Below are 8,863 nucleotides of genomic sequence, written 5' to 3'. Positions count from 1 at the left end.
ACCGCTATCGGAGGTTTGACTCCCTCAGCGCGTGTTCACAACCTCACGGGGAACTACAGCTAGCGCCAGAGCAGCAGCGCGTCCCCCTGGCCGCCACCGCCGCACAGTGACACCGCTGCACGTCCCCCGCCGCGACGGTTCAGCTCGTGAGCCGCGGTGACCACCAGACGTGCACCCGAGGCACCGATGGGGTGGCCCAGTGAGATGCCGCCACCGTGAATGTTGGTCTTCTCCAGCGGGTAGTCCAGGTCCTTGACCGACTGCACGACGACAGCAGCGAATGCCTCATTGACCTCCAGGAAATCCAGGTCGGTGGTATCCCACCCCTGCTTGCCCAGCGCCGCGGTCACAGCCTGGGCGGGCTGGGAGTGCAGGTAGGTGTCCGGCCCCGCCGTCTCACCGGAAGCCCCGAGCGCGGCGAGCACGGTGAGCCCGTTCTCCTCCGCGTAGGCGCGTGTGGTCAACACCACGGCAGAGGCACCGTCGGAAATCTGGGACGCCGATGCTGCGGTGATCGTCCCGTCCTTCGCGAATGCCGGGCGCAGGCCAGACAGGCCGTCCTGGGTCGTTCCCGGGCGTACCCCCTCGTCGGTGTCCACGACGACCTTCTCCCGACGCTTCGTCACCTCCACGGGGACAATCTCCTCGGCGAAGGTGCCGTCGTTGATCGCAGCCTCCGCGCGCTGGTTCGACAGCGCGGCAACCTCGTCCTGCTGTTCGCGGGTGATTCCCCGGGACGAGTTCCCCTCCTCGGTCTCCACGCCCATCGCCGTACCGTGCACCGGGTCGGTCAGACCGTCGCGCTCCAGTGAGTCCTGCAGAGCAAGCGACCCGAACTTCGCCCCGGCGCGCACCCCGGCGGCGAGGTGGGGAGCATTGGTCATCGACTCCTGACCACCGGCGACGACGACCTGCGCATCGCCCACCCGGATCATCCGGGCACCGTTGATCACCGCGTCCAGGCCCGACAGGCAGACCTTGTTCACGGTCACTGCCGGTGTCGACATCGGCAGACCGGCAGTGACGGCCGTCTGCTTCGCCGGGTTCTGCCCTGCCGCAGCCTGCACGACCTGGCCCATGTAGACGTAGTCGACGGTCTCCGCCGAGACGCCTGCCTTCTCCAGGGCACCGGTCAGCGCCGCCGCACCGAGTTCAACGGCGGACTTCGACGCGAGGGCACCGAGCATGCGGCCCTGCGCGGTACGGGCGGCACCGACAATCACGATGTCGTCGGGGGACGGAGTCAGGGACTGGCTAGTCTGGCTAGACATTGTTGTTTTCTGCACCTTTCACGAAGGACGTGGCTTTCCCACCCATTATGGTCCAGTTCGAGCGTCGAGGTGTCGTTCCCCGACTTTTCATTACTGTCCACCACACGCCGGAGACTTGTGGTTAGGGTCGGTGGCATGTCCGGATCCGGTAGTACCGCAGTTGTGGTCGGCTCCGGCCCGAACGGGTTGGCGGCCGCATTCATCCTCGCCCGGGCCGGCGTGGACGTCACCGTCATCGAAGCGGCCGACACCGTCGGCGGTGGCGTCCGCAGCGGCGATCTGCTGCAGGCCGGGCTCATCCACGACCTGTGCTCCGCCGTCCACCCTCTCGCCCAGGCCAGTCCATTTCTCCGGGACCCGTCCATCGGGCCGGAACTCGCACACGACGGTCTGGCGTTCGCCACCGCTTCGGTGGACATGGTGCATGTCCTCTCCTCGAACCGTGCAGCCACCCTGCGCACCTCGGCCTCGGAAACCGGTGCCGGACTCCCCGGGCACGACGGCCGGGTCTGGCGGTTGTCGTTCGAACCCCTGTCCTCCCGCGCCAACGCCGTCGCGGACGAGATCCTCGGCCCCCTGGTGCACCTGCCCCGCCGCCCGTTGACACTCGCAGGATTCGGCACCGGCGCAGCCCTCCCGGCGTCCTGGTCATGGCGGCGGTGGCGGTCCCCCGAAGCACGGGCGTTGTTCGCCGGCATCGCAGCCCACGCCTTCACTCCCCTGCACCTCCCCGCCTCGTCGGCCGCCGGGACACTGCTGACTGTCGCGGGGCACCGGCACGGATGGCCCGTCGCCGTCGGCGGATCACAATGGATCGCCGATGCACTGGTCACCGGGATCCGCCGTCACGGTGGCTCCGTCGTCACGGGAACCAGGATCACCGACCTGGCTCAGGTCCGCGACGCGGACATGGTGCTCCTCGACACCTCCGTCGAGATCGCCGCCGGTATCCTCGGCGAGCGGCTCCCCGCCCGCGTAGCGCGGGCATGGTCGCGTTTCCGCAGAGGTCCCGCGGTCGCCAAAGTCGACTATGTGCTCGACGGTGACGTGCCGTGGTCGTCGCCGGACGCCCGGCGCGCCGGCACCGTCCATCTCGGAGGTACCGCGGAGGACATCGCCGCCGCCGAGCGGGACTGCTGGGGCGGACGTCTGCCCGACCGGCCGTTCACCTTGGTCGCTCAGCAGTATCTCGCTGACCCGTCCCGCAGCCGCACCGTCAACGGACGTCGTCTCAATCCACTGTGGGCCTACGCCCATGTTCCCGCCGGGTGGGACGGCTCCGCCCGGGACGCCTTCGAGTTGGTCACCTCGCAGATCGAACGCGCCGCGCCCGGATTCCGCGACACCGTCGTCGACTGGTGCGCCTCGCCCCCGTCGGTGATGGAAGAGCACAACCCCAACTACACCGGCGGTGACATCTCCGGGGGCGCCAATGACGTCCGGCAACTGGTGGCACGACCACGCCTCGGCCCTCATCCGTACGACACGGGTGTTCCGGGGGTCTACCTGTGCTCATCCTCGGCCGCACCCGGCGGGGGCGTGCACTTCATGTGTGGGGTACAGGCGGCGCGGCGGGCGCTCCGGGAGCTGTAGCCGTGTGAGCGCCGTTCGGCGAACTACGCGCGACGGTTTCCGAGTCTGACGACGTTGAGTGGGCCTCATTCGACGCCACGAGACTCGGAAACCGTCGCCCACTGGAGGGCTCGGGAATCTGCAGGGGCCATAGGTCTGAGCCCCAACTTCTCGTCGACGGAGCGGGCCCTCAGTCGGCCGGACGCAGCCCGTAGGTCAGCACGGCGTTCCCCGTGGACGTGCTCGAGGCGTTCAGCAGACGCAGGCGCGTCGTGGGAACCGTGTCATCGAAGAGATGACGTCCGCTCCCCGCGATGACCGGGTGCGTTGTCAGTGTCAGCTGGTCGATCACTCCGGCGAGAAACAGTGACCGGACGGTGCTGATGCCGCCGAGCACAGCGATATCCCCACTCCCGGTCTCCCTCAACCGCCTCACGTAGTCGATGGGATCACCGGAGATCAGGGTGCTGTTCCACGGAAGACCGTGGGGATACTCCTCCGACAATGTGGAGGAGATGACATGCTTGCGCACCGGGTTGACCCAGCCGGCGAAACCATCGGTGTCCTCTGCGTGTTCCGCTGCGGGCCAGTACTCCGACCATTCTTTCCACAGCCCCCGTCCGATAACCGCGTCAGTCACCGGCGCAATGTGGGTGTCCATCGCGAGGCCGTCCTCCTCCCCGAAGGCGTCGAACTGCCACAGGTGTGGGTCCTCGACGACACCGTCGAGAGAGTGGAACAGGTGGGCGATCGTCGTGCGGCTCATGGCCGTGTCCTTTCAACCGGAGGTTCCCCGGGGTGGGGAACCTGTCACGTATAAGACGGAACCACGCGTCAAAACTCATCGGTGTCCGACACAGTGTCCGGCAACCCGAACTCAACAAACACCTCCGCGCCCATGAAGTGTGTAAGACCCGTGATACGCCCTCCTTTCATCGCCAGGACATGGAGGGCGAACGGTTTCCATACTCCGGCGCCGACTGCGTGGTAGACCGCCACCGCCGGAGCACCGTTCGCCGAGGTCACAATGGTCCTTGAGTCTCGACAGACCTGGCCGGGTCCGTTCCACCACTCCCCGATGTCAGTCCGACCACACAGCCAGAGCGTGAAAGGCGGCATGCTGAACGTCGCATCCTCAGCGAGGAGCGCGACGAGCGAATCAACGTCGAAGGCCTCGAAAGCCGCCACGTACCGGTCGAGGAGTTCCGCGTCGAATTCCGCGGTGGAGTCGGGTAGCCGTCCGCGAAGCGTGGTGCGGGCGCGGGCTAGCGCCGAATTCACCGCAGGTACCGACACATCAAGCAGTTCCGCACATTCAGCGCTACGCCACGCGAGCACGTCACGAAGGATGAGGATCGCCCGCTGACGAGGCGGCAGATACTGCAGCGCCGTGATGAACGCCAGCTGAACCGTTTCCCTCCGTACCGTCACGTCAGCCGGGTCGTCCGCCAGTCGTGCAGAAGGAATGGGACCGATCCAGACCGGAGCACCGGCCGTGGTGAGCATGCCCGGGTCCCCCGGAACCGATCCCGGCCCGGACACATCCACCGGAAGACTACGCCGCTGTCTCGCTCTGCTCATGTCGAGGCAGACATTCGTGGCGATCGCGTACAACCACCGCCGCAGCGACGCACGCCCCTCGAAACTGCCCCGAGCCTGCCACGCCTTGACCAGGGAGTCCTGGACCGCGTCCTCGGCTTCGGCATGGCAGCCGAAGAAGCGGTAGCAGTAGGCGACAAGCTCCCCGCGGTGGGATTCCAGCCGCTCCTCAAAAGGGTCAGGCGTCGGCGGATGTCGCTTCCCGTTCATGCCTGCATACTAGCCGTCGCCCGCCGCTGCCTCTGGTGGTTCGTCTCGTCCACGGTTACAGTGAACGGCATGGGAACTCTGATTCTTTAGTTCTGGACGCCGCGTCGAGTGTTCTCCGTGGCGGGGCCTGAGCACGCCTTCAGGTGTGAGGCCCACCGTCCGCCCCATCCTGCGACGGCACAGAACTGCCGTGCCCTGTCGCGGAAGAGGAGTCCCTCATGTCCATCCGACGACCCCGGAAAACCGCCGCCCACCGTGAATGCCTGTTGCGCAGCGTGACCGTACGCTACGCCGACCACACGGTCCTCGACAACGTTGACCTTGCAGTACAACCCGGTGACCGTCTCGCCCTGATCGGCGACAACGGTGCCGGAAAATCAACACTTCTCGGTGTACTCGCCGGAACTGTCCACCTCGCCGGTGGCGAACGCCGCGTCGAGGTCCCCGGGGGCTGTGCTTTCGCGGAACAACACCCCACCTTTTCTCCTGGTGCAACCGTCGACGACGCCGTCGATCATCTCGCCCGCGACATGCGGGCGCTCGAGCAGAACATCGCCGAGGTGTCCGCTGCACTCGCCACGGCGTCACCTGCAGAGCTCCCTCGTCTCCTAGACTCGCTCAGCTGGTACACTGACCACTTCGAGGCCCGCGGTGGTTATGAACTCGACCTGCGGATCGAAAGGGCACTCGACGAACTCGGTCTCGGCGACGTCGTCAGGTCTCGACCTGTGTCCACGCTCTCCGGTGGCCAGCGCGCCCGGCTCGCTCTCGCCGTCGCACTGTCCTCCAGACCTGAGCTCCTGCTCCTTGATGAGCCGACGAACGACCTGGACCACACTGCACTCGAGTGGCTGACCCGCCAGATGGCTGACCATCGGGGCAGCCTCGTGGTCGTGAGCCACGACCGCGAACTGCTCGACACCGTGGCCAGGGACATTGTCTGCGTCGACGACAGCTCCCTCCGCCGCTACGGCCACGGTTACCGAGGATACCTGCGGTCCCGGGACGCTGAACGGCTACGGCAACGCCGCGACCACGAAGAATGGAGTGCGGACCTCACCCGGAACCAGGCGATCGTCGACGCCACGTCGATACGGCTCCGTGCCATCCCCCGGAAACAGGAACGCGCCGCATTCGGCCACGGTGCTTTCCGTGCCCGCAGTAGTGACCACGGAGCAACCAGCCGCATCCGGCAGGCGAAGGACAAGGTGGAACGTCTCAGGGCTGATCCTGTGCCGCCGCCGCCCGAACCGCTGGTCTTCACACCGCACTTCTCAACCCGCGAGATGTCCGGACCACTGGCCTCCCTCCCACCCGGAACCCTCACAGAGGCAGATGATCCACCGCTCTCTGTGACCCCCTCCACCGGCGGACTGGAGATCAGGAGCGGTGAACGGTGGCTGGTCACCGGACCCAACGGAGCAGGTAAAACCACACTGCTCCGGGCGCTCGCCGGGGACATCGGTCACGTGACACTCCACGCCGGGATCCACGTCGCCCAGGTTCGGCAGGACGTCTCGGTCAGTGGTGGTCGGACGCTGCGGGACACCTTCGCCGAGGCTGTCGGGATGACGGCCGACGACGCCGCGGACACGCTCCTCACACTCGGCCTCTTCAGCAACAGGGATCTCCGCACCCCGGTCAACCGACTATCGGTCGGTCAGCAGAGACGACACGAGTTGGCTGTCGCCGTTACGGTGGACAGCGACATGATCCTCCTCGACGAACCGACGAACCATCTCGCACCGGAACTCGTCGAGCAGCTGGAGAAAGCCCTACTCGACTACCCCGGAGCCGTCGTGACCGTGACCCACGACCGGCGGTGGCTGCGCAACGCCATCCGCGCCACCCCCGCCCACCTGCTCCGGTCTGTCACCGTCACCCCGACCCCCGCGGGAGGTGTCATCGACACACTCAGTACGCTCAGTGCGCGAAGTGGCGCTCCCCGGTGAGGTACATCGTCACACCGGCCGCCACCGCCGCATCAATGACCTCCTGGTCACGCACGGAACCCCCGGGCTGGACCACGGCGCGCACACCCGCCTCAGCCAGCGTCTCGAAACCGTCGGCGAAGGGGAAGAACGCGTCGGAGGCGGCCACTGCACCGTCGGACCGCCTGTCATCGCCGGCCAGGGTATTCGCCCGATCCACGGCGATCTTCGCCGAATCCACCCGGTTGACCTGGCCCATACCGACGCCGACGGTCGCCCCGTCCTTGGCGAGCAGAATGGCGTTCGACTTCACCGCACGCACCGCACGCCAGGCGAACTCCAGCTCGGCGAGGGTCGCGGCGTCAGCACCGTCCCCGGCCGCCAGTGTCCAGTTCGCCGGGTCGTCACCGGGGGCATCGACCAGATCCCGCTCCTGGACCAGCACGCCACCGGAGATCTCACGGTGCTCCACGGCACCTTCCCTCACCGGCGGCGTGGTCTGCAGGATACGGATATTCTTCTTCTGGCTGAGCACCTCCACGGCACCGTCCTCGTAACCGGGGGCCACGATGACCTCGGTGAAGATTCCCGCCACCTGCTCCGCCATCTCGACGGACACCGGCCGGTTCACCGCGATGACGCCACCGTACGCGGACACCGGGTCACAGGCGTGGGCGGACCGGTGCGCGGTCGCCACGTCATCGGCGACGGCAATGCCACACGGGTTGGCATGCTTGATGATCGCCACGCAGGGACGCTCGTGGTCCCAGGCAGAACGCCAGGCGGCGTCCGCATCGGTGTAGTTGTTGTAGCTCATGGCCTTGCCGTGGAACTGCTCGGCATTGGCCAGGCCGCCCTCCTGCCCCGGGGCGGTATACACCGCGGCTGCCTGATGCGGGTTCTCCCCGTAGCGCAGGGAATGGACCCGCTCGTTGACCTGACCGATCCACTCGGGGAAACGGGACTCCTCTTCCGCCTCGATCTGCCCGGTCATCCACGACGCCACCGCCACGTCATAGGACGCGGTGTGGCGGAAGGCCTCGGTCGCCAGGCGGGTCCGCGCCGCGCGACTGAACCCGCCGGCGTCCACGGCGGTGAGGACGTCCCCGTACACGGCAGGATCCACGACCACGGCGACCGACGGGTGGTTCTTGGCGGCCGCCCGGACCATCGACGGCCCCCCGATGTCGATCTGCTCGACACAGGCGTCGAAATCCGCGCCGGACGCGACGGTGTCCGTGAACGGGTAGAGGTTCACCACCACCAGGTCGAACGGTTCGACCCCGAGTTCCTCCAGCTGGGCGAGGTGGTCGTCCTTCCTCGTGTCCGCCAGAATTCCGGCATGGACCCGGGGGTGCAACGTCTTCACCCGCCCCTCGAGACACTCCGGGAACCCGGTGAGCTCCTCGACACGAACCACAGGGACCCCGGCATCGGCGATCTTCGCCGCCGTGGACCCGGTGGAGACGATCTCGACACCGGCACGGTGCAGGCCGGTGGCGAGGTCCTCCAGACCGGTCTTGTCGTAGACGCTGATCAGAGCGCGGCGGATGGGGCGGGTGGTTTCAGTCATTGATCCAGGCCTTTCGTCCTTCGATGGTGTAACCGCTCTCCGCGGTCTGGTGGAGCACGTCGACGATCAACGCACGCTCAACGGTCTTGATCCGCTCATGGAGCGTATCCCCGGTGTCCTCCCGGCTCACCGGAACGGCGCGCTGGGCGACGATCGGCCCGGTGTCCACCCCGTCGTCGACGACGTGGACGGTGGAGCCGGTGAGTGTGACACCGTAGGCCAGCGCGTCCTCCACAGCATGCGCGCCGGGGAATGACGGCAACAGGGCCGGGTGAGTGTTGAGGATCCTGCCGCGGAACCTCTCGACGACGCCGGCCCCGAGAATGCGCATGAAACCCGCACTGACGATGACGTCCGGCGTGTACGCGGCGATCTCCTCCGCCAGGCGTGCATTCCACGCCTCACGGTCGTAGCCGGCGACACGGTCCGGGTTGTAGTCCACCCGGAACACCGGGATGCTTGCCTGCTCCGCCCGTTCCAGTGCCAGGCACGGTCGGTCCGCCCCCACAGCGACGATCTCCACCGACGGGCCCAGGTCATCCAGCATCGCCTGGAGCAGTGTGCCACTGCCCGAGGCGAGAACCACGACCCGGAGAACGTCACCCGGCCGTGAGGAAGTGCGAATCGTGGGTGTTGAGGGACGCACGGCAACTTCTCCGGCAGGTTCACCGGACGGTGCGGGGGTTACGGGCTCACTCACGGTGAGT

General features: G+C 67.1%; 7 protein-coding genes. 2 read left to right on the top strand and 5 right to left on the bottom strand.

The annotated features are described in order from the left end of the window. Positions 1 to 59: 59 nt before the first annotated feature. Positions 60 to 1,271, bottom strand: coding sequence for an acetyl-CoA C-acetyltransferase (locus FS507_RS13665; RefSeq protein ID WP_145943335.1), 1,212 nt, complete (start codon positions 1,269 to 1,271; stop codon positions 60 to 62). 135 nt (positions 1,272 to 1,406) lie between these two features. Here FS507_RS13665 and FS507_RS13660 point away from each other — a divergent pair, with 135 nt between their 5' ends. After that, positions 1,407 to 2,864: a phytoene desaturase family protein gene (locus FS507_RS13660; RefSeq protein WP_145943334.1), complete on the top strand. Its 1,458-nt coding sequence runs from the start codon at positions 1,407 to 1,409 to the stop codon at positions 2,862 to 2,864. A 169-nt stretch (positions 2,865 to 3,033) separates the two neighbouring features. On the opposite strand, the gene FS507_RS13655 is transcribed toward FS507_RS13660, so the two are convergent. After that, positions 3,034 to 3,609 (bottom strand): dihydrofolate reductase family protein, encoded by a 576-nt coding sequence (locus FS507_RS13655; RefSeq protein WP_145943333.1) that lies wholly within the window; start codon positions 3,607 to 3,609, stop codon positions 3,034 to 3,036. 68 nt (positions 3,610 to 3,677) lie between these two features. Further along, a complete protein-coding gene (locus FS507_RS13650) occupies positions 3,678 to 4,652 on the bottom strand; it encodes a sigma-70 family RNA polymerase sigma factor (RefSeq protein WP_145943332.1) in 975 nt (324 codons plus the stop codon). 218 nt (positions 4,653 to 4,870) lie between these two features. On the opposite strand from FS507_RS13650, the gene FS507_RS13645 reads away from it, so the two are divergent. Continuing rightward, complete coding sequence (locus tag FS507_RS13645; protein WP_145943331.1) at positions 4,871 to 6,604, top strand: ABC-F family ATP-binding cassette domain-containing protein; 1,734 nt, start codon at positions 4,871 to 4,873, stop codon at positions 6,602 to 6,604. On the opposite strand, the gene purH is transcribed toward FS507_RS13645, so the two are convergent. Beyond that, positions 6,576 to 8,156: a bifunctional phosphoribosylaminoimidazolecarboxamide formyltransferase/IMP cyclohydrolase gene (gene purH, locus FS507_RS13640; protein WP_145943330.1), complete on the bottom strand. Its 1,581-nt coding sequence runs from the start codon at positions 8,154 to 8,156 to the stop codon at positions 6,576 to 6,578. The genes FS507_RS13645 and purH overlap by 29 nt on opposite strands. Continuing rightward, positions 8,149 to 8,856, bottom strand: coding sequence for a phosphoribosylglycinamide formyltransferase (purN, locus tag FS507_RS13635; RefSeq protein WP_440130363.1), 708 nt, complete (start codon positions 8,854 to 8,856; stop codon positions 8,149 to 8,151). The genes purH and purN overlap by 8 nt, the downstream gene beginning before the upstream one ends. Positions 8,857 to 8,863: the final 7 nt, after the last annotated feature.

It is taken from the genome of Corynebacterium glyciniphilum AJ 3170, assembly GCF_007673095.1.
Classification (GTDB): domain Bacteria; phylum Actinomycetota; class Actinomycetes; order Mycobacteriales; family Mycobacteriaceae; genus Corynebacterium.
This window is presented reverse-complemented; position numbering and strand designations above follow the sequence as displayed.